The sequence below is a fragment of the Paenibacillus amylolyticus genome (assembly GCF_047302515.1).
GTDB classification, from domain to species: domain Bacteria; phylum Bacillota; class Bacilli; order Paenibacillales; family Paenibacillaceae; genus Paenibacillus; species Paenibacillus amylolyticus_G.
This window is the reverse complement of the sequence record NZ_CP168019.1, coordinates 2,483,560-2,507,887: the sequence shown is the minus strand read 5'-3', so window position 1 is coordinate 2,507,887 and position 24,328 is coordinate 2,483,560. Positions and strand designations below refer to the sequence as shown.

The following is a 24,328-nucleotide window of genomic DNA, read 5'->3' as shown; positions in this document are numbered from 1 at the left end:
TTGCTCTTTACTATTTTCAAAAAAATCCTACTCCACTTTAAACAATCCAGCATGGTCTTCATAGTACGAAGTAATAAAATCACGAAATTCTCTTACAGCAGGAGATAACCATTTTTGTTTGACCCAGGAGAGGCTAATTGGATATATCGCTGAATCATCAGCAATTTTCGCATAACGTAACCCTAGTGTTCTACATACGGAGACAGGAAGCAACGCAACACCCTGGTTAAGTCTAATAATTTCGAGCAGGGTATGGGAATCGACCTCAAATGCATGATTGGGCAGAAAGCCTGCTTTTTCACAGAGCATGGTGGTAAACCGGCTGTACTCCTTATTATCGGCAAGGGAAATAAAGGGCTCATTTGCAACAACACTTAATGAAATGCTTGTCTCTCCGCCGTATGCATGATTCATGGGCACAACCAGAACAATATCCTCCTCAACCAGGACAACACTCTCAATCTCCTCATCCTGAATCGGATGCCCCGTAATGCCCAGATGCATGTCGCCTTTCTTCAAACCTGTAATAATTTCACTGCGGGTCCCAATACCCTGATGAAGCTTGGTTTCGGGGGAACCGTTGATATAGTCACTAATGAGACCTGTGAGGAACCGAGTATTCGTAATCGAGATCCTGATTGTATTAGATATTTGCTGTTCCTCCGCTTTAATCTCCATCTCTGCATTTTCAATTTCAATAAAAATCCTGTTCACGTGCTTCAATAAAATCTCACCTGAGGGATTCAATTGAATATTTCGTCCTCTTCTGTGGAATAAGAGGGTACCCAGTTCATCTTCAAGTCTTTTAATCGTCAAGCTTAGGGAAGGTTGAGCAATATTCAATTGCGCAGCTGCCTTGGAGATGTGTTCAGTATAGGCAACGGTCTGAAAGTATTTGAGCTGAAGCAATTCCATTCACGCGCACTCCTTATTTATTCTGATAAATATATATAGTACTTATTATGTATTATATTAAATTTAAATATTGATGTAGAATTTTTTTATGAGATACAGATCAAATTTTAAATACCAAAATTCAACTAAATTTATAAGGTTGGTGTCTTTGATGAAAATCGATGTGAATAACATAGCTAAAAATCTGAATACACCCCTAACGGCTCCGGCATACCCGATGCCACCGTACAAATTCGTAAATCGTGAATACTTGAATATTATTTATCGAACCGATGAAAAAGCGTTGCGGGCAGCTGTACCAGAGCCTCTGGAAATTACTGAACCATTGGTTAAATTCGAAGTGATGTGGATGCCGGATGTTTCTGGACTGGGTGCTTATACAGAAGCTGGACAAGTTATCCCTGTGCAATTCAATGGGGAGGAAGGCGATTATGTGCATTCGATGTACGTAGACAATTTCCCCGCGATTGCAAGTGGTCGAGAGCTCACCGCCTATCCGAAAAAGTTGGGCGCACCCAAGTTGTATACCGATTCGGATACACTTGTTGGCACACTAGATTATGGAACGCTGCGTGTAGCCACGGCAACGATGGGATATAAACATGTGGAGATGGATAAAGAGTTCGCCAAACGTGAAATATGCCGACCTAATTTTATGATTAAGATTGCTACCGACTATACCGGGAATTTAAGAATATGTGATCTGATCCGTACTCAAATTACGGACATCGAAGTGAAGGAAGCCTGGACAGGACCTGCCCGACTTCAACTGTTCGAACATGCGTTGGCACCTCTTGCAGATCTGCCTGTGTTGGAAGTGGTGTCCGCTTCTCATATCCTTACCAACCTAACCTTAAATGCTGCACAACCTGTATATAACTACCTGGAAGAGAAATAAGGAGGAAAAATAAAATGAGAATTGCAATTGTAGGAGCAGGGTCTTTGGGAACCATCGTAGGTGCATACCTTGCGGATGGTGGACTGGACGTTGAGTTAATTGATGCATATCAGGAACATGTAAATGCTTTAAATCAGACGGGTGCTAAAGTGACGGGTACCACAGAGTTTCAGGCCAAAGTAAAAGCAATTACTCCTGATCAGAAATCAGGACAATATGACCTTGTTTTACTTTTAACCAAACAACTTTATAACAATTCCATTCTTCAGGAATTACTTCCATTCTTGAAAGAAGACAGTATGGTATGTTCCTTGCAGAACGGGATTCCGGAAGAAAAAGTGGCGTCCATCGTGGGTGAAAAACGTGTCATTGCAGGCTCCGTTGAATTTGGCGCTACGTTCATTGAACCAGGTGTATCAAGTCTGACTACCGAGTACACTCAATTTAAGCAGTATGCTTTTCAGATTGGCGAATTAAATGGTGAAATCACCGAACGAATTCAACGTGTGAAGTCGGTGTTGGATCTTGTGGGGGGAACACATATTTCCGATAACCTGGTTGGAACCAAATGGTCCAAATTGCTGATCAACAATGCATTTAGTGGTTTATCGGCTGCATTGAATGGTGAATACGGGGACATTATTGATCACGAAGCCGGCATTGTAAGTGCAGCTCATATTGCGGACGAGACGATTAAAGTTGCTCGCGCCAATGGGGTCACATTGGTTAAAATGAATGGATTCGACATCGCTTCACTCGAACTGAACAGCGAAGAAGATATCCCTGAACGGGTGAAAACATTACGTTACGTGATGGAGCCCTCCAGACTGCTCAAAGCAAGCATGCTTCAAGATCTGGAGAAGAACCGCAAAACGGAAATTGATTATATTAATGGGGTTGTTTCAAGCAGGGCAGAAGGTACGGGAATTGCGACACCATATAATGATTTAGTTGTAAAACTGGTTAAATCTGCTGAAGAAACTCAAACCGTTCCTGATTTTGACACGAACATAAAAGCTTTTGAAGAAATATTAAGTGCACATAAATAAATTCATATGTTTACACTGAAAGTCGCTAGTATAGCGACTTTTTTTGTTGTATTAGTAAATCTAATCAGGCTTGATTTTGCGACAGATAGAATATTCTTCGTGATTTTCTTCCTAAGATTATACAAAAAGGGGAATTAAATTTGATATAATATAGACTTGCTGGTTATTTTTCTATTAGAAGGAGATTCATTATGAGGTACTCTTGGTGGGAATTCGGGTTTTATTTGGTTGTATTGATGTTTGTCTTGTTTATGCAAATAAACGAATATCCTCTATTTCTGATTGTGGGGGTTGTAGTCGTTACCATTCTTATCGCGTTTATTAAGCATGTTTTTTATCCTTTAGTATTCGATAAGCGTATAGATCGTTTAGAGTCCTTTTTATCCAAGCAGCAAAATACACCTGGGACATACATTATTTATGTTCTTGCGAACAGACTTGATGATGAGGTAGAACTAGTTATGGAGCAGATTATGCAGAAATATAAGCGAAAAACAACACAAGCACAGTTCAAGGCAGCTTACGGATTATATCTCAAGGATATGTTTGCCATTCGGCAAGCTGTAGCTCATATCGGCTTATCGGACTACCGTACATATTACGAAACCATTCTACTCTTGGAAGACGGGAAAAGTGAAGATGCGCGTGAAAGACTTCAATCCATTAAAAAACAGTGGATGCGATCAACATTGCTCGCGGGTCTTGAACTCAAAGCAGAAAACCGTGATACCGCCATCCAGCACGCTCATGAAGCACTTAACTCTTCCAGAGGTGTTAATCGTTATGTCTTGTATAAGGAATATGAAAGAGTATTACCAGAAGTTGTTGAACACATATCGTAAACTCGACATTATTTATTTGCTTGTTCCAGCCACTAGTTAAGGAGGAATGATCAAAAAAATAGCTTGCTGTATAAGAAATTAATAACAGTTGGATAATAATGACATTGACAACTGCAGAGTTTTCCAAAATAATAGTATGTAATTGAATACTGGTACCTTTAATTCAGTCCAGAGAGGCTGGCAAGGGCAGCGGATTTCATAATCACGCGAGAATCAAGGGCATATTCCGTCATGGGATGCTCTGTGTCTTCGCGCGGATTATGATGCAAAAAGAGGCTACTTGTCAGTGTATAACTTGACGAGTAGCCTCTTTTTTCTGCTTTTTTTGGTATCAGATACACTTTATGTTGGGGGTATTCTGATGAGCAAACAAGATCAAGAGTTTTCATGGCAAGCTGTGCCGAAATCGCAAAGAAACCACTTTTGGAAGACGTTATCCGTCATGCTCGGTTTCACATTTTTCTCAGCAAGCATGTTGGCAGGAGGCACGTTGGGCGTCAGCTTGACGTTCATGGAGTTCATTGGCATCGTACTTGCAGGCAATCTGGTGCTCGGTATCTATACAGGGGCACTGGCGCATATCGCTGCCAAAACAGGCTTGTCCACACATTTGCTCGCTAAATATGCATTCGGTGCAAAAGGGTCGTATCTGCCTTCGTTCCTGTTAGGATTCACACAAGTCGGATGGTTCGGAGTAGGCGTAGCCATGTTCGCAATCCCGGTTGCCAAAGCCATGGACTGGAACGTGTACCTGCTGATCATCGTATTTGGACTTGCCATGACGGCATCAGCCATCTTCGGTATGAAGTCACTCGTCATTCTTGGTTATATCGCAGTTCCTGCGATTGCCATTCTCGGTGGTTACTCCATGTTCGAAGGTGCAGGTTCGCTGGGAGGTCTGCAAGGGTTGCTTGATTACACACCAACACAGACACTTACGGCTGCCGCTGCATTGACGATCTGTATCGGATCATTCATAAGCGGAGGAACGCTGACACCCGATTTTGCCCGGTTCTCCCGGACATCCAAACAGGCAGTTACCGCAACCGTTATTGCTTTCTTCCTGGGTAACTCACTTATGTTTCTGTTCGGAGCAGTTGGCGCAATGGCTTATAACCTGGCTGATATCTCGGAGGTCATGTTCCTGCAAGGATTGATCATCCCGGCGATCATCGTTCTGGGCCTGAATATCTGGACGACCAACGATAATGCACTGTACGCTTCAGGTCTTGGTTTTGCCAACATCACCAAAATCTCAAAGAAATTCTTCGTCATCGTAAACGGCATCGTGGGTACCGTATTCGCCATGTGGATGTACAACAACTTCGTCAGTTTCCTGAACGTACTGGGCGCGGCGGTACCATCCATCGGGGCTATTATTATCGCAGATTACTTCATTGTGAAACGTAGAAACTATAAGCCATTTGCCGACATGTCATTCAAAAATGTAAACTGGGTAGCGATGGTGGCCTGGGCCATCGGCGTTGCATTCGCCCAACTGGCTCCTGGCGTAACACCATTGAACGCACTGCTTGGTACAGCAGTGGCCTATATCGTCTTGATGCTGATTGTTCCTGCGAAAGAATCCAAAGAAATGGGGAAAATAAATGATTATACAGAACGCAAAATTGCGGGGTAAAGAAGGACTATGGAATATCGTTGTGAAAGACGGAAAGTTCGAACGAATCACACAATCGCTGGAAACGACCGAAAATGAAGAGATCCTGGATGTCAACGGATCGCTTGTGCTGCCACCTTTCATTGAGCCGCATATTCATCTCGATACAACGCTCACAGCAGGTGAGCCGGAATGGAATCTAAGCGGAACGCTGTTCGAAGGCATCCAACGCTGGTCAGAGCGCAAGGCTTTCTTGACACATGAGGATGTCAAAACACGTTCCAAAACGGCACTGAAATGGCAATTGGCACAAGGTATCCAGCATGTACGGACCCATGTGGACGTTACCGATCCAAGCTTGATTGCTGTTAAAGCGATGCTTGAAGTAAAAGAAGAAATGGCTCCATATATGGACATTCAGCTTGTTGCTTTCCCACAGGAAGGCATTCACTCTTATCCAAACGGGGCAGAATTGCTGGAAGAGTCACTGAAAATGGGCGTTGACGTGGTCGGCGGCATTCCACACTTCGAATTCACACGCGAATACGGCGTTGATTCAATGAAAGTTGCGTTTGATCTGGCCGAAAAATACGATCGTCTCATCGATATCCATTGCGATGAAATCGATGACGAGCAATCCCGTTTTGTTGAAGTTGTTGCCAAGGAAGCTTACGAACGTGGACTGGGTTCACGAACAACGGCAAGCCACACGACAGCAATGGGGTCATACAATGACGCTTATACGTACAAATTGTTCCGTTTGCTGAAGATGGCCGATTTGAACTTTGTCTCCAATCCGCTGGTTAACATTCACCTGCAAGGACGCTTCGACACGTATCCAAAAAGAAGAGGGCTGACGCGTGTCAAAGAGTTGCAGGAAGCAGGTCTAAATGTGTGCTTTGGTCACGATGACATCTTCGATCCATGGTATCCGCTCGGTACAGGCAACATGCTGCAAGTACTGCACATGGGGATTCATGCTTCGCAGTTGCTTGGTTACGACCAGATCGTGAATTCGATCGACCTCATTACGAAAAACAGCGCAAGAACGTTACACATTGAGGATGTATACGGTATTGAAGAAGGTAAACCTGCTAACTTCATCGTACTTGAAGCAGAGAACGAATATGAGGCTGTTCGCAAACAAGCCGGCGTACTTTATTCCTACAGAGGCGGCCGTAAAATTGCGGAATCGAAGCCGCGGGACACATCTATCATTTTTGAAGGCGGTACAGAAAAGGTTACTTTTAATAAATAATGAAGAAAATCTAATCCCATTAAAAGTCGCTATTTTAGCGGCTTTTTTGCTTTTTTTTACTGTCTACATACAATAAGAACCAAACATTCAACTTGCCTTAAGCGCTTCACTAGAAGCCTGCTTCCCGCCTTTTTTACGAACAAAACTAATGATCAGCAGTAGCAGTGGTAACAAGCCAAATAAGAAAATGGACATGTTTCCGAGAAAATCACCCAAAGCTAACGTTTCATCCAGGTTTTTAGGCAAATAAGCAATTACATACAAGACTGGCAACATCGCGAATTGTATGCTCGTTATATTTTTGAGACGAAACAAATCTCGGACCCCGATTGCCGCAAAATAGTGTTTAAAAGCATAGGTTGCAAAGATCTGCATCAGCCAAAACACAATGAACAGTGATTCATAACGCTCAAAAAGAAATCCCTCAATTTCAAAACTCCGAACCATGTCGAACGTTGGCCACATTCGTGTTTGAATTCCTGGCAAAGATAAATTTCCTACAACGGTGACAATCGTGACCAAATATATGATCGTACAACTAAGTATGCTGTATATAGCAGCCTTATTGCTCGCTTTCAGGTCCACCATGTAGGCTGTGATGATGAGTAAAACTTCATATCCAGAATAGGAGAGACACGAAGGTTTAAGACCCTTCAACACAGGCATGAATCCATCGCCCAGGAGTGGTCTGAGGTTATTAAGTTCAAACAACTTGCTGCTTAAAAGGAACACCAGCGCTAGTAACGCGAGCGTAACGGGCAACACGATTGAAAAGACCCGGATGATGACCTTAAGACCACCCGTTAACATATAAATACCAATCCACAAACTGACCATAATGGTGACCCAAGTAGGCGTGCGCTCAAGGATATACATACTTGTAATTTCGGCCATCACTCTAACTTCGAATGAACAAAGAACAACAAAATACACGATAATTAAAAGTCCCAATAGATAAGAAATCCAATGACCTGTGATTTCGGGTATAAATTCGAATACCGTTTTACCGGGGAACCTACGACACAAGGTTACAAGGAGGATGCTGATTGTGGTTACAATTAATCCTGATAAAATGACAGAAATCCATACATCTGGTGTTCCTACTGCTTTACTAATGGTGCGAGGGAGTGTTAGAATTCCAGCTCCGAGTATTGAATTGATAACCACAATAATAACCTCAGAGGTATTGATCTTGGTTGTGGCTTGCTTCATTGGCTTCACTCCAAACCGGAGAATTTGTTTGTAGTATCGCCCAACGCAGTTATTTTATGTAAAAATTCAGTTGGATGAGTTAAGCTTAACCCTTTGAATATATATCCTAGTTCTGACGAGTGGATTGTTTGTGTCTCTCCGATTGTAACAGCTAGAGCTTATATGAAATTTATAAAATGTAATTCTTTACATAAGTTTTACCTCTAGGTAATGAACCTTTGATCTTCTCTTGTTATGCTAGGTCTGTTTGGAGTTACATAAGTCAATCTATTAAACAGACAAGGGAGAGAATTATGATCAGTCACCTCTACAAAAAGATGTTACCCATCCTGTTATCGCTTTCTTTAGTAATCGGATGGTTTGCGGGATTTGGGGGAGCAAATTCAGCTCAAGCCGCATCGTTATCTGAGCCTGACATTCTGTTAGAACGTAATGCCAATTGGAAATACTTCGATCAAGGACAGAATCTGGAATCGCAATGGCGTGCTTCATATGATGATTCATCATGGGAATTCGGCCTCGCACCGTTTGGCTACAAGGATAACGGCAATGGCATAAGCACTTCCTATTTTGGACCTCTCAAAACGGAAGTAAGCTATGGTGAAGACAAAAAGTTAAAATACCGCACGACCTATTTAAGAACAAGCCTAACCGTCAACAAGGATGAGATTGATGGTTATGGACAGATTCTCGGCACATTCGGTATTGATGATGGGGCAGTTATCTATGTAAATGGTGTTGAAGTACGTCGCTTTGGCATGCCTGAAGGCGAGATTCAGTACTCAACCAAAGCAACATCAAGTCAGGACTTGCCTGTAATGTATGAGGACATAGATCTGACTGAGCCGCTGAAAGCCTACCTGCACGATGGCAACAACGAAATTGCGGTCGAAGTTCATCAACAAAGCGACAGCAGCTCAGATTTGTATTTTGACATGGAGCTTAAAGCATTGGCGGAAGCACCATCGTTGGATATCAATAAAGTAACCGTTACCTTCTATGGTGATGCTACAACGAGTAAAGGCTTTACTTGGTATACACCTCTTGCATCCACACAAAGCACTGTCCAAGTGGTACCAAACCAAGGATCGGCTGCTGACTTCAGTCAGGCGCAAAGCTTCAACGGACGCTCATCCGTGGCTTCCAATTCCCCGGGAGAGATGGTGCATAAGGCCGAAGCAACAGAACTGACACCCGATACCTCCTATTATTTTCGTGTTGGCGATCAAGATCTGGGCATATGGAGTGAGGTTGGTACATTCAAAACAGCTCCCACTAACGGAGCCTTTAGGTTTATTGACCTGACGGATACCCAAGCTAAAGAAGAGGATGAGGCTATTCTATCTGGCTCTACGCTCTCCAAAGCGTTGAGCCAAGTTCCAGATGCTGCGTTTGTTGTTCATAATGGTGATGTTGTAGAAAATGGAACGTCAGAGCAGGAATGGAACTGGTTGCTTGGTCACTCCCAATCCAGTCTGATGAACACGACCATTGCTCCATCCGCGGGCAATCATGAGAACAAGAATTATGCATTCTACGAGCACTTTAACCTGAAGCAGCCAGACAATGCTGCAACAGTAACAGGTGCATATTATTCTTATGACTACAGTAAAGCTCATTTTATCGTATTGAACTCCAACGAAAATTCCTCGGAGTACGCCAACTTCTCCAACGAGCAAGTGGCATGGATGAAGCAGGATGTTGAAGAGGCAAAGGCTGCCGGAGCAGAGTGGATCATCGTCAACATCCATAAAGGGCCATATACAACATCCAATCACGCCACAGACAGCGACATTATCGGCGCGAACGGTGTACGAAATAAAATTGCTCCGTTGATGAACGAACTGGGTATCGATTTGGTTCTTCAAGGACATGACCATATCTATGCACGGACCAAGCCAATAAAAAGCGATGGCACGGCTGAAGACGTGTCCAAAATTACGGAGACTCTGAACGGACAGAGTATCGAATACGCAGTGAAGCCAGATGGAACGATCTATATGATTCCTGCTACCGCAGGGGCAAAAGTATATTTTAAGAACCAAAAGCCAGAATTAGGCGAAGCGTATTTCAGCTTGTTCGAGCGTGCTGAAGAGAACCATGCAAGGCAGTATGGTGATACTACGAGTGCAGCCAGAGGACAGGTTCAGAATTTCGTGTCATTCACAATCGATGGCAGCAAGCTTACTGCTGTAACATATGAGATTGACCAACATACCAATAACGGTGAGCCATTCATTGTAGATCAATTCGGAATTCTCAAAGAAACAGATACAGTTCCCGTTCCGGAACAGATTAGCAAGATAACGGTAACTTTCCATGGAGATCCGACCAAGAATAAAGGTTTTACATGGTACACATCGGATCAATTATTGCAAAGCGACCTTCAAGTCGTGGAGAAAACAGAAGCAACACCTGATTTCAATCAAGCCAAGCTGTTTCAAGGACGTTCTGTACAGCCTGCCAATTCTCCAACGGAGCGGATGCACAAAGCAGAAGCGACAGATCTGAAAGCAAATACGACCTATTTCTTCCGTGTAGGTGACGCTACCAAGCAAGTATGGAGTGCGACAGGTACGTTCCGTACAGCACCGGCAAAAGGCAAATTTACCTTCATTGATCTGGCGGATACACAAGCAAAAGAAGAAGATGAAGCTATTCTGTCCTCCGAGACGTTGGCCAAAGCACTGACTACTGTACCGGATGCACAGTTCGTTGTGCATAACGGTGATATTGTTGATAAAGGTGTCAAAGAAGAACAGTGGAACTGGCTGCTCGGACACTCACAGGAAAGCCTGTTGAATACAACCATTGTCCCGTCCTCAGGGAATCATGAGGACGAAAACTATGCATTCATCGATCATTTTAATGTACAGCCTCCAGCGAATTCCGCAACAGAAACAGGAGCTTATTATTCGTACGACTATAGCAATGCGCATTTTGTTGTATTGAATTCCAATGAGGATTCAACGGAGTATGACAACTTTTCTTTAGAGCAAGTCAAGTGGCTCAAGGAAGATGTTCAGGCTGCCAAGAAAAAGGGAGCAGAATGGGTCATCGTCAACATTCACAAAGGCCCATACACAACATCGAACCATGCAACAGATTCTGACATTATGGGAGTGAATGGAGTGCGCTCCAAAATTGCTCCGATCATGGCGGAACTTGACATTGATTTTGTTCTTCAGGGGCATGACCATATCTATGCCCGCACAAAACCAATTGATCAGAAGGGGAATGCACGTCAACCAGAGATGATCACGGAAATGCAAAATGGACAAAAGATGGAGTACTCTGTGAATCCTGATGGTACAATCTATCTGATTCCGGCAACAGCAGGTCCAAAAGTTTATTACAAAAATCAAAGCACAAGTCTGGGAGAGGCCTACTACAGTCTTTTTGAGCGCGCGGAAGAAAATCATGCGGCTCAATATGGACCGGACCCAAGTGACAACCGTCGTCCAAAACGTAGTCAGGTCCAGAACTTTGTGGGTATTACGATAGATGGTAGCAAACTGACGGCGATAACGTATGAAATTGATCAGAATGTGAATGGGGCAACTCCGTTCATCATTGATCAGTTTGGTATTGTGAAGAAAACAGAGACTACGATTCCGGATCCTGGTACAACCAATCCGGGAACATCAAATCCTGGCTCAGGTAACGGGTCTAGCAGCGGGAATAGCTCCTCAGGAAACGCTGGAAATACGGCAACCGATAACCGTCCAGACAACGGTACTGGTGATGGAAGTAATCCCGGGAATGAGACGGATACAGGATCAAACAACAATGGTAATAGTGAAAATACACCTCCAATGAAAGATACGGCTGGGCACTGGGCCAAGTCTGCCATTGATCGGGCGCTTGCAGCTGGATTCGTGAATGGATACGGCGACGATACATTCCGTCCGAATCAGAAGGTTACACGTGCTGAATTCATCACGATGCTGGGTCGTGCATTGAATCTAAATAACATAAGCGACAATGTTCAGTATACGGATGAAAACAAGATTCCCTCTTGGTCTAAGCCTTACATTACAGCGGCTACATCCCTAGGCATTATCAATGGTTACGCAAATGGTTCTTTCGGCCCGAGCAAAACATTAAACCGCTCCGAGATGGTCACCATGATCGTGCGTGCAGGCGGAATTCCTACGGATTCTAATACGAAACTAAACTTCAAAGATGCCAAGGATGTTCCGGCATGGGCAGTTTCGTATGTAGCTTCTGCTGTAGAATCCGGATTGGTAGGCGGTGTGGGCAGCAATCGTTTTGCACCGATGCAGACAGCTACGCGGGCGGAGGCAATCACACTTATTATCGGACTTTTGGATAAGGTAAAATGAAATGACTTAGTGAAAATAATACAAGAGAAACCAATGGGAGACTTATCTTCTCTCATTGGTTTCTTTTTGTGTGCAAATGTAACAGTAATTATTCCTTCAATAAATGGTATACTGATCCCATTGTCTTTAGTTATGCTTGTTTAAAAATGTATAGTTGATTGATGCTAGAGGACTTATTCAATTCGCAAACTAATATTTTCTTTAGATGAGGATGTAGGTTATGCCAAAGAACGATAATATGTTAGCCATTCTATGGATGCTGAATTCAGGCACCAAAGTAACTGCAAAACAAATGTCCGAAAAGTTAGAAATCAATATAAGAACCGTATATCGATATATTGATGCATTATGTGCCAGTGGAGTACCGATCATTTCCGATACAGGTCACAACGGCGGGTATAGCTTGCTGAATCAGCATATTAAAGCACCTCTGTTATTTGATATTGATGAAAAAAAGGCGCTTCTCCAAGCTGCTGTGTTTGCAAAAGAAGCTGGATACCCTTTGAGTGAGGCATTGGACAATGCCACATCAAAATTGAAAATGTATACAAATCAGGATCAGGAAAACACACTTCGCCGTCATTTAGCCGGGTTTAACGTTATCAATCGCATGGGAGATCCATCCGTTCAGCCGATCTTGGCGGAATTGGAGCAAGCCGTGGCTAATGATTGCTCTGTCGAAATTGATTATCTCAGAAGCCGTGATGAACAACCCAAGAATAGAGTAATAGACCCGTATGGAATGGTTCACTGGAATAATAAATGGTATACCATTGCGTTTTGCCACTTGAGGAATGAATTCCGCAGCTTCCGGGCAGATCGTATTCTGGGAATCAAGCTTACTCCGCTCCGCTTTAAGCGTTCGGAAGCTTTCTCTGCTCGTGAATTTTTTCTGCAAAATTTGTTACCTGATGTAGGGGGCAAAGAAGGGTTAATTTCCTTGGTTATCGAAGGCCGATCAGAGGCATTGGATGACTTGGGGCTGCATTGGTTTATGGGACATTATCTGAAAGAGCGGACTTCTAATCAAGCCATCTTTTTATTTGATGAAAAATCAATTGATACATACGTCCCCTATTTTCTCCTATCCTATGGAAAATCCATTCAAGTCATCGAACCACAGCGTTTGAAGGACAGACTTGTTGCTGTTGTATCCGAGTTAATGGAATACTATCAACTTTAACAGCTTCACTGACCGTATTTGAACCCATCGGATTTTGATCTGTGAGCTTGATAAAAAAGTTGCGAAGCTTTGCTGCTTTGGATATGATTATCTAATGTGCAATCAAAGATAACACTTATGTAATCAATGGATGATAAAAGATAGTGAGGTAGAAAAAATGATCGCAAAAACAGAAGAAGATTTTAATGGCTTGAAGGAAATTGGCAAAATTGTGGCTTCTATTCGAGATGAATTGGTTCAAAGAACCATCCCAGGCATAACGACTAAAGAACTTGATGATTTGGCAGGAGAGCTTTTTGAGAAAGCTGGCGCAGTTTCTGCTCCAAAAAGTGAATATAATTTCCCTGGATTTACTTGTATTAGTGTTAATGAAGAAGTGGCACATGGTATTCCGGGAGACCGGGTTATTCAAGAAGGGGACATCGTCAATATTGATGTGTCTGGCTCCAAGAACAGTTATTTTGCAGATACGGGACTCTCGTTTGTCGTAGGCGAAGGTGCAGAAGTGTTAACGAAAATATGCGACGTTGTTAAACTAGCATTTGAAGCAGGTCTTAAAAAAGCAAAACCGGGCTCCAAAAAAAGCGGAATCGGAAAAGCCGTATTCCAAACTGCCAGACAACATGAATTAACGGTTATTAAAAACCTTACAGGACATGGTGTTGGACGTGGAATACACGAAGCACCTGATCACATCTATAATTATAATGATCCATCGGATGATGAATTGTTAAAAGAAGGAATGGTTATCGCATTCGAGCCATTTATCTCAACTTCAGAAGAAGAAGTAGACCAAACAGGAGACGGCTGGACCTTTGTTACTAAAAACAGCTATGTAGCTCAAATAGAACATACCATTATTCTTACTAAAAATGGTCCAATTATTGTCACTCTTTAAGGTGTTCAAACTGAAAGTCGCTAAATTTAGCGACTTTTTTTGTTTTATTGGTACGTCAAAATAAATCTTAGTATCAACGTTCACTTATTAATTTATGTTGAAATTATGGAAGGATTTAACGTATATTTAGATCTGATCTTTATGTTATAGACAGAGGTGATTGATTGAGCACATCAAAAAAGCGCGTTCAATTCATTGATGGACTGCGTGGATTCAGTCTTGCCGGCATTGTGCTGGCAAATATGCTGGCTTTCCAATATGGAATGTATGGGCAGAGTAAACCCCAACTGTTCGGGATTGGCGGAGCAGATCAGGCTTTCCTCTCATTCCTGCTGATCACTGTGGTGGGCAGTTTTATGCCGATTTTTGCATTTATGTTTGGCTTTGGAATGGTTAAGCTCTCGGAAAGCCTAAAATCACGAGATTTACGACCAAAGTGTCATCTGGCACGCCGTTTTCTCCTACTATTTGGAATCGGATTACTGCACATCATCTATCTGTGGGAAGGGGATATCCTGGCTTTTTATGGCGTACTCGGTTTCTTCCTGCTCATGTTCCTTAATCGGAAACCCAAAACGCTGCTCATTTGGGCGGTACTGCTACTCATGGGAGCGGGGATACTTGGTCTCCCGGCATCTAATCCGATGAACCCGCTGGCGATTGAGTCCATTCATATGGAGAACTACATCATTCAAAGTCAGGATGTATACGGCAACGGCAGCTACGCGGAGATAAGGGATTTCAGTAATAACGGCGATCCATTCGGCGGGGATTTGGAGGTGTCATTCGCCTTATTGATCCTGCTGTTAGCTCCACTCATGACAGTACCGATGTTCCTGCTGGGCATGCACGCTGCCAGAATCGGCACGTTTAGCGATCCCCAAACGATGCGAGCTATGTATCTTCGCCGGGCATCGTTATTGATTCCAGTAGGTTTGATACTCAAAACATACGGTGTATTGGCGCCACAATTGGGTGCGGAAGGTTGGCTCGGAATCGGAATCGGGGGGACGCTTGGAGGAACGTTGCTTGCATTGGGATATATATACGCATTTGCGCTGTTGTATGCGGGAAACCGCCGTTCCAGCCTGATGGGTAGGTTCGAGGCGGTTGGCCGTCTCTCGTTGACGAATTATCTGATGCAGAGCGTAATCTGTACGACAATTTTCTATGGATACGGCCTAGGACTGTTTGGTCGTGCTGGCGTGTTTATCGGAGCAATTATTGCGCTTGCTGTCTACGGCATTCAATTGTGGCTCAGTCCGCTATATCTCAAGAAATTTAGCAATGGTCCTATCGAGTACCTGCTACGGATTTGGACATATCTGTCCTGGAAAGGGCAGCCAAGAAAGAAGAAAAGATCGAACTTAACTACGCATGAAAACGCGCCTGGTGTCCAGTAAGCATAAAGTGTTATCGTGAAACGCAAAAAGAAGCTCGTTCTACCAAAAGAAAGGGCTTCTTTATGCCGTAACGATCATCTTCCTAAAATTAAAGTAAGACACGAATTATCTACTTAACTTTAACGTTGGACTGAAGAATATGATATCCCCCTAGTGTTTCCTGTTATAATTAGTAGTTATTTATAGATTCAACATATCAACCCTAATACATAAGCTAACTATTATAGTGCGGGCAGTGGTAAGGTAATGCGAAATGAAAGATAAAGCATATACATTCAACTGTTCCACTCAAGCTTGAAAGGATCATTATTGTGCTAAAAATAATTAATTTTCTTCTTTTCTTGCTGATCATTTGGGTAGTCATCTTTTATCCTTTTCGTTTTGCTTGGTTTGAAGGTTTGAAACAAATTCCTGCAGATCTTCATGGTGTTTATTTACTTTTCTTGTTCTTTGGATATCTGATCTGTTCATCGGCTATGGGACTTATTGTTGGCAAGATGTTTTTTAAACGCAAAGAACAGTAGACCAATCGAAAAATGGTCTGCAGATGATACATATATTAAGTTCTGAGTTAAAAGTGGCCTGAAATAGTAGATAGGAGGCTGGAGCATGGATAGTGACATTTTAATCAATCAGTTCCTAAGACTTTTCCCTGAATTCTACGATTGTTACATCGAACATCTGGATTTAAATCAAGAGTTTCTGGGACATGTGTTTTTTGGTGATGAAGTGGCTACTTATGTTGAAGGATTGCTTCGTGAAAATGATGACACAGAACTAATTGAGAAGTTTTTCAATTTTTTTGAATGGATGGCAATTCAATCGGACCTTTATATTGTACAAGTGTTATCTACTACAATATTGTATGATCTAGGTGGGCAATCAGATATTTTGCAAATAGCTCAAAGTTATATGAAGCCACAGACTAAAAGACTTTCTCAAGAAATAGAAGATTTGCACTCAGGGAAATATTTTATAGATTAATGCGTGGAGATCAGGTTGTATATATGGTCCATTGTTTCAGTCGATTTCTTATGGAGAACATGTGTAACTTTTTATTAAAAGGTCTACGTATTACCTTGGATCGTAGGTGTATAATCAGCAGCCTTCACTTGACGAAATTAGTTGTCCTAGGAGTAGCACACATAGTATATTAAACATGGTGATTGTCATGAAGAACATACCATTATACAAACAAATTCAACATGCAATAAAACATCAAATTTGGCTCGGAAATCTGCGTTCAGGAGACCGAATTCCTTCGGAAAAAGAACTGGCTGAACAATTCCACGTCAGCTTAATAACGACCAAAAATGCTATGGCGGGGCTAGCAGAAGAGGGTGTGGTCGTTCGCATAAAAGGAAAAGGGACGTTCGTTGCTGGCCAAGCCTCGTTCAAACTACGCATACCCATTGAGACATACCAAAAAACAGACGAGAGCCTTGCGGCTCATCACATCCCGTTACCTCCAAAAGCAAAAGAAATGATAGGCATAATCATCCCGTCAATGCGTACCAAAGTGGAGCAGCGTCTGCTCGATGCAATTGAGAACGCTGTCAATGAAAACGGATATACGTTGGTTATTCGTGTATCGAGAGGCAGTTCAGTAAAAGAACTCCTAGCTATTGATGAGCTTTATGAATTGAAAGTTGTAGGGTTAGTGCTGTTTTCCATTGGGAGTGAACATGAACGACAAACGGTTGACAGAGCTACAGAACTAGGATTCCCTTATGTATTAATTGACCGTTATTATACGGACAAACCAAACGTAAGCGTCTGCTCGAATAATATAGAGGGGGCATACAAAGCGGTAACTAATTTGGTTAAGCAAGGGTTTCGAAAGTTTGCTTTAGTTACCCCACCCAAGGCACACAGCGTCGTTATCGAACGAATTGCAGGTTTTGAAAAAGCGGCTGCGAAAGCACATATATCACCAGAGCATATTATTCGTCTTACGTTGCCTTATGAAATTTTTATTGAATCGATTCAGCATAGAGAACAGATCTTGGACAATTGGATAAGTCAATATTATGGTCGATTTACAGCGTTGGTGGCTGTTGATGTTGAACTAGCCCGTTTAGCTCATTATTCGTTAATCCGTACTATTGGCAGGGAGAAGGCAAAACACATAGCGATCGTCACGTTCGATGATCCCGGGATCGATGGTATTGCCTATGTTCAGCAAGATGAGAAGATGATTGGTATACAGGCTGTCACCTTGCTATTGGATCAGATACATCACGGCATACGAACCCCCAAAAATCTCTTTGTGCCAATGGAATGGATTCCATCATCATAACAATAATAAAATAAAAAGAAGTGATCCAGCAGCAGTTATGCCGGATCACTTCTTTTTATTATGGTGTTATACGGAAATTGTCGAACCGCGTGTGATTGTTCATAGTTCGCAGGCCGACTTTGCCATGTGTGAACGGATTCATGCTATTGTCTTTGTACGTAATCTTTGAAGTGTTCATATCCTCTACGTACACTCTAATTGTCGTGCCGGATGTAACTACCTTCATATGCTGCCAGATACCTGAAGCAATTGAAAGGGGGACTGAAGCGAGTTGTTCGTAGCCGTAGTTCATTTTGCCCAGGTAGACACCATCTGGCTTGATGAATGCATAGTATGCTTGTACATAATCCGGATTGTTCGCAAGTACTTTACCATTCGAAGGGTTGTTGACCCGAAACAGAATGCCAGCATCCCCACTAGTATCAATAAGTTTAATGTCCGATTCAACCGTATAGTCAGCCCAAGACTCTTTGCCTATAGTTGTCTTTCCGAATACGCCGTTGCCTGCAGAATCGAGCTCACCGCCAATAACGGACCAGTTTCCCTCGAATCGAGTCCAGCCATTATCATTGCCATCATTAAAATCATCCACCATGTCTGCCACTGCCTCACCACGCGTAAAAGTCATATCGCTGAAATCAAATTCTCCTTGCACAAACTCAAACCGTAATTCATGGTTGCCAGCAGTTAAATACAATCCCTTCTTGCTGGCCGTTGTCCATTTTTCCCAATCACCTGAATTAGGTGCACTTATGATGCCTGTCAGATCGGTTGCCCCGTCCCATACGCGGAAGCTTGCATCGTTAAACGTCGTGGCTAGTCGAACATCCAAATCATAGTATCCGGTCTCAGCTACATTGACGCGGTATTTAAGCCATTCGCCAGTCTGATTCCAGCCAACAACATTTTTGCCTTCAGCCGCTGAGCTGCGAATATCAACTGCGTCCTTACGATAGGCACCTCCAATATTAGCTGGTGTAAGATCATGATAAGCAGTGCCCTCAATTCCATCCATATAATGAACGGCCTCAATCTTGCCCGGTAAAGGCTTATACATGTTCCAGGCACTGCTACCGTTCACTTTATTATTGAATGCCGTATAGCCAAAATCAGCGTGTGCATCCGTAGTCGTGTAACCGATCTTACCGCCGTTGAGTCCATGAATTGTTCGAGTCTGCTTCTTCATCCCGTCCACATAAACAGTAAAGGATGAACCAGCCTTCTCTACTCGGATCTGATGCCACTTGGAGTAGTCGTACCCTGCTGGAAGCGATGCATATTGCCAGCCCTGGCTCACGCCTTCTACAACGTAATTCGTCTCCAAACGATTTTTATTGCGATTCAGTACCGCCACGCCATACGAGTTCTCGTTGGTATAGGAGAAGACAGTACCATAGACTGGATTTTCAATGGTGCCTTGTTTTATCTGTTTTAGGTTAAACTCGGCCGTATAATCGCTGGCGCTGTTGACTGCTGTGATCTGCCGGTACGTTGATGCTGAACCTATGGTATCTTGCCACATGAGCTCTTGGTTATAAATCCCCCATGTGCCGCCACCAACATTCGTCCAATTGTTGCCGATCGATGTTCGGTTAAAGCGATCCTCAAAATCCGGCAGTTCCGGATTTGGTTGCGATGCGATTGTGGGGCCCTGAACGAGAAGCTTCTCTCCATTCCAAACGATCCGATCCATATTCATCTTGCGGCCAGGGTAGGTTATATTCCCATCAGAAGCATGACTATGATAAACGATATAATCTGAATCAAGGTCAGGCCCTTTGATGATCGAGTTGTGGCCAAGTCCGACATTGGTGCCTTCGGTATTGATAAGTACCGGATTCAGATCCGCCGTCGGCTTGAATCCAACCGTAGGACTGCTTCCCGTAGCATAATCGACACGGTATGCAGTACTCCATACGTGGTTACCGGTGTACGTCATGTAGTATTTTCCGTCTCGTTTAAAAGTGGTTGATCCTTCTGTCCATCCAGCCATGGATAATCCGGTTGTGATAGGAGCACCAAATGTGGTCGGGCTTGTCATCGGACGCGCCTCGATTGTATTTGCTCCGGTGGAGTAGAAGTACCATTTGCCGTCATCATCGATGAAGACATTACCGTCAATGCCCATACCCAAATTGCCTGTTTGAAGCGTGAATGGGCCAGTGGGGCTGGGACTGGAAAGTACATAGTGACCGCCACCTCCTGGGGAGGTATACATATAGAATTGACCGTTCCAATAAACAACCTCGGGAGCATACGCCGCCTTGGTCACCGCTTCCTTCGTACATATACCGCGATAGGTCCAGTCAACCAGATTTGTGGAAGACCACACTTTTACACCTATCGAGTCATCTACTGTGCTCACATACAGGTAGTAGGTCCCGTTGAACTTCAAGATATACGGGTCACCCTCACCATAAAAATCGCTATTCGACCAATGCCAAGAGTCTGATAAATTAAGCGGATTATTGTACGCATAAATATTGGTCGGCATCAGAAAGCATAAGGCTGCACTTAAAAACAGAATTCTCCATTTTTTCATATTGCAACTCCTTCATTATTAAATGGCTTTTTAATAAAATACATTTCAAAATAGAGAGAAACACACCTCCTGAATCCAAAATGTGAACGCTTTCTATATTGGAGTATAACAAAGGGACGCACGGATTCTTATAACCAATTAGATATAATTTAAAAATATTTATGCGTTGGGAGGGATACGGGCTGATAAAGGGTTTAATTGTGTTTGTGTCGGTTATTCAGTAAAATTGACTTTAATTTCTATTGTCCAAAGGAGAACCAAACCGTGCTCGAACTTAGCTTTAATGACCCGGAAAAACTGGTAACTGTAACCCATGCCCTGTCGACTCGTTCCCGGATTGACATTCTTCAGCTTTTACATGCCAACAAATTAAACATCATCGAAATTGCCGAATCGCTGGAGCTGCCTGTGTCAACGGTAGCCAATCATATTAGAGTGCTGGAGGCGGCCAATTTAATACATACGGAAATGCTCCCGGCTTCCCGTGGAGCAATGAAGGTTTGCAGCCGTAATTATGATGATATTCATATTGTTCTGGATCTGGTTTCCTCACTTTCCACACGCGATTCGAATATCTATGAAGTTCAGATGCCGATAGGGCATTACAGTGACTGTGAGGTTGCGCCAACATGTGGTATGGCGAGCACAGAGAACATGATTCTGAAGGAAGACGACCCGGCCAGTTTTTATCATCCCAAGCATATTGATGCTCAGATTATCTGGCTGGCAAAGGGATACCTGGAATATTTACTTCCGATGGATATTCCAACAGATGCAACGATTGAAGCTTTGGAATTGTCCATGGAAATCTGTTCTGAAGTAGCAACCTATAACAATGACTGGCCCTCGGATATTTCCATTTGGGTTAATGGCATTGAGATCGGGGCGTGGACAAGTCCCGGAGATTTGGGCGATCGCCGTGGTAAATTGAATCCGGCATGGTGGCCTGATGGTTCCACACAATACGGTCTTCTCAAAAAATGGCGTGTGGATAACAACAAGACCATGCTGGACAAGGAGAAAATTTCTGATGTGTCCCTGTCAGATCTTAACCTCGGAGATAAACCCAAGTTAAGATTACGTATTGGAATTCATCCGGATGCCAAGCATCAAGGAGGCATCAACCTGTTTGGCAATGAGTTCGGCGATCATGAACAGAACATTATAATGCAGGTAAGGTATACGATGAATGTAGGTGATAAGGATGCGAGATATGCCAAATAACGGTACATCATTTATTGTGAGTATCGAGCGTTTCAAACCGAATTGGTTTCATTTGGAGCAGGGGGAAGGTTTATTCAAATCTCATTCACATGCTTATGATGAACTGACACTTATACTGGATGGAGAAGGGTATTACAGCTCACCAGAACAGAATGTCAAAGTGGTTGCGGGTGACCTCATTATGATCCCGCCAGGGCTTTATCACGGTTTTGTGTGTACTGAGCCATGGCAGGGCATTTCTGTGCATTATTATCATGATCACCTGCCGGTGCATTGTCGATATCTCTTCAATGGGCAGGATCAACAGAGGAATCGCATTCAACTTGCCCATCTCGATAAAGACAGTTTTCGCTGGGCAGATATCAGTTTATCCGAATTGGAGAAGGAGTGGCGGTCGGGCAACAAGCAGAGCACTGACTCCGGTCATTTGATACGTCTAGCGATGGAGACTACACTTCTACTGTTCCAGCGGAATTGCTCGCTAGAAGTTCCTCATATTGTTAACGATCCAACCGGTCAAGGCATAATTCAGGAAGTGCTGAAAGAGATTCATTCAGCATATTACACTCCAATTACGGTTAGCGAGTTGGCGTCTCGATACTTTCTGTCCGCAAGCAATCTGCGAAAGAAATTTACGGAAACCGTGGGTGTCTCCCCGAAGCAGTACATCATCAATCTTCGTCTAATGGAAGCAAAGCGGCTGTTACAGCACACCAACAAGGCTGTCGAGATGATATCTTCAGAAGTGGGATTTACCTCGTCTAGCAGGTTTTATGATTTCTTTGTTAAATCCGTTGGGCTTACTCCGCTGGAGTGGCGAATCCAAAACAAACATTAGAGCCTCAACAGGCAAACCGTCTACGGACGGTTTTTTTCAACCGACGAAACCGCTTGAAGGTTGTCTTTTTTGAATATAAAATTAAAGCGTTTTCATAGTTGTTTGTAATCAAAACCTGCCAGATAATAGAAATTAGATCGATACGAAGGGAGAATGAAGAAATGACAAACAAGACCATTTTCTATAACCCGGTGGCCTTGCAATCAGCTGACCCATGGGTATATAGACACTCGGATGGCTATTATTATTTTATGCGTACACGGTCCGATAAGCTTGAACTAATTCAATCATCCCGTTTATCGAAAATTGATGCGGGAACTCGTAAAATCGTCTGGACACCGGAGCCTGGAGGGCCTTACAGTCATCATTTGTGGGCACCGGAAATTCATTTTTTGAATGAAAAATGGTACATATACTATACCGCTAATGATGGTGGAGGGGACGATTCACGGCGGATTTGCGTGCTGGAAAATGAAAGTCCAAATCCGATGGAGGGTGAATGGGTATGGAAGGGGGCTCTACATACTCCTGTTCCCGGTTTGGACGGTACTGTGCTGATGCTTGGGGGGCAACTCTATTTTTTGTATGCTGGATATGGTCATTTTCCGGACTATGGATCAGCAATTTATATTATGAGGATGTCCGACCCACATTCCCTGACAGGTGAACATGTTTTGCTCACGGCGCCGACCTTTATCTGGGAGAAGCAGGGCGGAATGGCGATTAATGAAGGACCCGTTACGCTACACCGGAATGGACGAATTTTTCTGGTATACTCGGGGAGTACAACCTGGTCGGAAGATTACGCACTTGGCATGTTGACCATGAATGAATGGGATGATCCGATGCTAGCATCTTCGTGGACCAAGTCTGCAGAACCTGTTTTTCGGAAAAGTCTGGAGAATGGCGTATATGCCACAGGACACAACAGCTTTACTACGTCATCTGATGGTGAGGAGGACTGGATTGTATACCATGCGCTCCCGAATCCTGGTGCTGACACGGTCTTAAGGGCAACGCGAGTTCAAAAATTTGGTTGGAATCCGGACGGAACCCCTGACTTTGGTGTACCTTTCAGTGATAATGAAGCGCTGCAGGTTCCATCCGGCGAGTGAAAAAGAAAACGCGGAGATGATGTACAGGTATGCCTGTAGTTACAATAAATTTGTAATTAAAAAAGTTCCAATTGCTCTTGAATAAAATAGATATTATTTAACCAGCGTAATCTGAATTATTTATTACAATAAAATAAATTGTAAGCGTTAACTTACAGTTATTATGTAATTATATTTTGATTAAAATATAGAAAATTACAAGTTAAGTAGGCGTCATTAGGTGGTGTTTTGGACTGCAGCATGCAGCAACCAAAATGAAGCCGGAGAGGCCGGAACTCAGGAAAAGAGGTTTCAAAAGAGAGAAACAAGGTCACATTCACGGATATAAGCCAGAATATCCGTGGTAACAAAACTCCTACTCAAGCGCAGGCTGATGAGGTAAACCGTACGTTAAACGACACTTATTTGGGAGATCTGTACGATGAAACCATTCCAAACGATTATTCAGCGTATCCCTAATTGGCGGACTGATGGCATCCGGTTACGAGAAAATTATCCTTCTATATAATCCTCTAACCTATGATACCGCCAATGTCATTCCATCTTATGTGTATCGAAGAGGGTTAAGAGAAGCGAGTCTGAGCTATTCCACGGCTGTCGGACTGTTGAGCGCCATCATCAATTTCGCTTTGCTATGGGCAACGAATAGAATTGCCAAGCGTAACTCTGAGGTCAGCCTGTGGTAGGA

17 protein-coding genes and 1 pseudogene are annotated in these 24,328 nt (G+C 43.2%); 15 read left to right on the top strand and 3 right to left on the bottom strand.

Annotated elements, in window-relative coordinates; translation table 11 throughout:
* Positions 1 to 27: 27 nt before the first annotated feature.
* Positions 28 to 915, bottom strand: coding sequence for a LysR family transcriptional regulator (locus ACDJ59_RS10705; protein WP_413408817.1), 888 nt, complete (start codon positions 913 to 915; stop codon positions 28 to 30).
* 151 nt (positions 916 to 1,066) lie between these two features.
* Between ACDJ59_RS10705 and ACDJ59_RS10700 the strand changes: the two genes are divergently transcribed.
* From ACDJ59_RS10700 to ACDJ59_RS10680, 5 genes are all read left to right on the top strand, one after another.
* On the top strand, positions 1,067 to 1,813 hold the full coding sequence (locus tag ACDJ59_RS10700) for an acetoacetate decarboxylase (RefSeq protein WP_082704226.1): 747 nt from the start codon (positions 1,067 to 1,069) through the stop codon (positions 1,811 to 1,813).
* A gap of 14 nt (positions 1,814 to 1,827) precedes the next feature.
* On the top strand, positions 1,828 to 2,862 hold the full coding sequence (locus ACDJ59_RS10695) for a ketopantoate reductase family protein (RefSeq protein WP_413408816.1): 1,035 nt from the start codon (positions 1,828 to 1,830) through the stop codon (positions 2,860 to 2,862).
* 191 nt (positions 2,863 to 3,053) lie between these two features.
* Positions 3,054 to 3,704 (top strand): hypothetical protein, encoded by a 651-nt coding sequence (locus ACDJ59_RS10690; protein WP_413408815.1) that lies wholly within the window; start codon positions 3,054 to 3,056, stop codon positions 3,702 to 3,704.
* Positions 3,705 to 4,065: 361 nt separating this feature from the next.
* Positions 4,066 to 5,343 carry a cytosine permease gene (codB, locus tag ACDJ59_RS10685; RefSeq protein ID WP_413408814.1) on the top strand — a complete coding sequence of 426 codons (1,278 nt, stop codon included), beginning with the start codon at positions 4,066 to 4,068 and terminating at the stop codon, positions 5,341 to 5,343.
* Positions 5,312 to 6,580 (top strand): cytosine deaminase, encoded by a 1,269-nt coding sequence (locus ACDJ59_RS10680; protein ID WP_339187257.1) that lies wholly within the window; start codon positions 5,312 to 5,314, stop codon positions 6,578 to 6,580. The genes codB and ACDJ59_RS10680 overlap by 32 nt, the downstream gene beginning before the upstream one ends.
* 87 nt (positions 6,581 to 6,667) lie before the next feature.
* On the opposite strand, the gene ACDJ59_RS10675 is transcribed toward ACDJ59_RS10680, so the two are convergent.
* A complete protein-coding gene (locus ACDJ59_RS10675) occupies positions 6,668 to 7,792 on the bottom strand; it encodes a GerAB/ArcD/ProY family transporter (protein ID WP_413408813.1) in 1,125 nt (374 codons plus the stop codon).
* A gap of 293 nt (positions 7,793 to 8,085) precedes the next feature.
* Here ACDJ59_RS10675 and ACDJ59_RS10670 point away from each other — a divergent pair, with 293 nt between their 5' ends.
* The 6 genes from ACDJ59_RS10670 to ACDJ59_RS10645 all read left to right on the top strand — a co-directional run bounded on the left by ACDJ59_RS10670 (position 8,086) and on the right by ACDJ59_RS10645 (position 17,921).
* A complete protein-coding gene (locus tag ACDJ59_RS10670) occupies positions 8,086 to 12,138 on the top strand; it encodes an S-layer homology domain-containing protein (protein WP_413408812.1) in 4,053 nt (1,350 codons plus the stop codon).
* 220 nt (positions 12,139 to 12,358) lie between these two features.
* A complete protein-coding gene (locus ACDJ59_RS10665; RefSeq protein WP_413408811.1) occupies positions 12,359 to 13,321 on the top strand; it encodes a helix-turn-helix transcriptional regulator in 963 nt (320 codons plus the stop codon).
* Positions 13,322 to 13,478: 157 nt separating this feature from the next.
* Positions 13,479 to 14,219, top strand: coding sequence for a type I methionyl aminopeptidase (gene map / locus ACDJ59_RS10660; RefSeq protein WP_413409774.1), 741 nt, complete (start codon positions 13,479 to 13,481; stop codon positions 14,217 to 14,219).
* 164 nt (positions 14,220 to 14,383) lie between these two features.
* Positions 14,384 to 15,622, top strand: coding sequence for a DUF418 domain-containing protein (locus ACDJ59_RS10655; protein ID WP_413408809.1), 1,239 nt, complete (start codon positions 14,384 to 14,386; stop codon positions 15,620 to 15,622).
* Positions 15,623 to 16,231: 609 nt separating this feature from the next.
* The gene (locus tag ACDJ59_RS10650; protein ID WP_413408808.1) at positions 16,232 to 16,606 is read left to right on the top strand and encodes a hypothetical protein; all 375 of its coding nucleotides are present in this window, start codon (positions 16,232 to 16,234) and stop codon (positions 16,604 to 16,606) included.
* Between the two features lie 175 nt (positions 16,607 to 16,781).
* A complete protein-coding gene (locus ACDJ59_RS10645) occupies positions 16,782 to 17,921 on the top strand; it encodes a GntR family transcriptional regulator (protein WP_413408807.1) in 1,140 nt (379 codons plus the stop codon).
* 58 nt (positions 17,922 to 17,979) lie between these two features.
* On the opposite strand, the gene ACDJ59_RS10640 is transcribed toward ACDJ59_RS10645, so the two are convergent.
* Positions 17,980 to 20,463: a family 43 glycosylhydrolase gene (locus tag ACDJ59_RS10640; protein ID WP_413408806.1), complete on the bottom strand. Its 2,484-nt coding sequence runs from the start codon at positions 20,461 to 20,463 to the stop codon at positions 17,980 to 17,982.
* A 264-nt stretch (positions 20,464 to 20,727) separates the two neighbouring features.
* Between ACDJ59_RS10640 and ACDJ59_RS10635 the strand changes: the two genes are divergently transcribed.
* The 4 genes and pseudogenes from ACDJ59_RS10635 to ACDJ59_RS10620 all read left to right on the top strand — a co-directional run.
* On the top strand, positions 20,728 to 21,687 hold the full coding sequence (locus tag ACDJ59_RS10635; protein ID WP_413408804.1) for an ArsR/SmtB family transcription factor: 960 nt from the start codon (positions 20,728 to 20,730) through the stop codon (positions 21,685 to 21,687).
* The gene (locus ACDJ59_RS10630; protein ID WP_413408803.1) at positions 21,668 to 22,525 is read left to right on the top strand and encodes an AraC family transcriptional regulator; all 858 of its coding nucleotides are present in this window, start codon (positions 21,668 to 21,670) and stop codon (positions 22,523 to 22,525) included. The genes ACDJ59_RS10635 and ACDJ59_RS10630 overlap by 20 nt, the downstream gene beginning before the upstream one ends.
* A gap of 161 nt (positions 22,526 to 22,686) precedes the next feature.
* Entirely contained in the window at positions 22,687 to 23,640 is a 954-nt protein-coding gene (locus ACDJ59_RS10625; protein WP_413408802.1) for a family 43 glycosylhydrolase, read from the top strand.
* Between the two features lie 458 nt (positions 23,641 to 24,098).
* Positions 24,099 to 24,326, top strand: a pseudogene (locus ACDJ59_RS10620) (sugar ABC transporter permease); the annotation flags it as partial.
* Between the last annotated feature and the right edge of the window lie 2 nt (positions 24,327 to 24,328).